General features: G+C 63.3%; 1 protein-coding gene. It reads left to right on the plus strand.

Annotation, left to right across the window (positions count from 1 at the left end):
- The first annotated feature begins 89 nt into the window (after positions 1 to 89).
- Positions 90 to 1,340: an IS256 family transposase gene (locus AC4D2E_RS17630; RefSeq protein ID WP_490953469.1), complete on the plus strand. Its 1,251-nt coding sequence runs from the start codon at positions 90 to 92 to the stop codon at positions 1,338 to 1,340.
- The last annotated feature ends 40 nt before the right edge of the window (positions 1,341 to 1,380 follow it).

The following is a 1,380-nucleotide window of genomic DNA, read 5'->3' on the forward strand; positions in this document are numbered from 1 at the left end:
GGGACTGTAAGAAAAACGGTGTGTGAGGGTCCGGCCTGATCCGAGAGGAGATGGCCGTGAACGACTTCACGACCGAAGCAACAGAGACGATGATCGATCCTGTGACGGGAGAGATCATCGATCAGAAGGACCTTGCCGAGCGGCTGCTCGCCCAGGCCAAGGAGCAGGGCGTGAGCCTGGTCGGCCCGGGCGGACTGCTGAACCAGCTCACGAAGAACGTTCTCGAGACCGCGTTGGAAGCCGAGCTGACCGAGCATCTCGGGCATGAGCACGGGCAAACGCCGATCGCGGAGAACATGCGCAACGGCACCCGGCCGAAGACGGTGCTGACCGAGATCGGCCCGGTCGAGATCGAGGTGCCCCGGGACCGGGACGGGTCCTTCGACCCGGTGATTGTGCCCAAGCGGAAGCGACGCCTGGACGGCATTGATCAGATCGTGCTCTCCCTCTCCGCCCGAGGACTGACCACCGGTGAGATCGCAGCGCACTTCGAGGAGGTCTACGGGGCGAAAGTCTCGAAGGACACGATCTCGAGGATCACGGAGAAGGTCGCCGGCGAGATGGCTGAGTGGTCCTCCCGCCCCCTGGACCCGCTCTACCCGGTCCTTTTCGTCGACGCGATCGTCGTCAAGGTCCGCGACGGGCAGGTCCGCAACACCCCGTTCTACGTTGTCATGGGCGTCACGACGAACGGGGAACGCGACATCCTGGGCATCTGGGCCGGCGACGGAGGTGAAGGAGCGAGGTTCTGGCTGCAGGTCTTCTCCGAGTTGAAGAACCGAGGCGTCCAGGACGTGCTCATCGCCGTCTGCGACGGACTCAAGGGCCTGCCGGAAGCGATCACGACCACCTGGCAACACACGGTCGTGCAGCAGTGCATCGTGCACCTGATCCGCAACTCGTTCCGTTACGCGGGCCGGCAGCACCGCGACGGGATCGTGAAAGCACTCAAACCCGTTTACACGGCTCCGAGTGAGGCCGCGGCGAAGGACAGGTTTCAGGAGTTCACCGCCGAGTGGGGCGAGCAGTATCCGGCAATCATCAAGCTTTGGGAGAGCTCGTGGGCCGAATTCGTGCCGTTTTTGGAGTACGACGTGGAGATCCGCCGGGTGATCTGCACGACGAATGCGATCGAGTCGATCAATGCCCGCTACCGGCGGGCCGTCAGAGCGCGCGGGCACTTCCCGAACGAGGCCGCGGCCCTGAAATGTCTCTATCTGGTGACCCGGTCTCTTGATCCGACCGGCGGTGGTAGAGCACGCTGGGTAATCAGGTGGAAGCCAGCGCTCAACGCGTTCGCGATTACCTTCGCAGGACGCTTCGAGAAGACCACTTACTGATGAACCGCCGGACCCCACACACCGTTTATCGGACAGTCCC

The organism is Arthrobacter sp. TJ-265 (assembly GCF_058269135.1).

Coding starts and splice junctions, on each gene's coding strand:
- AC4D2E_RS17630 (WP_490953469.1), top strand. CDS start 90: ATGATCGATCCTGTGACGGGAGAGATCATCGATCAGAAGGACCTTGCC.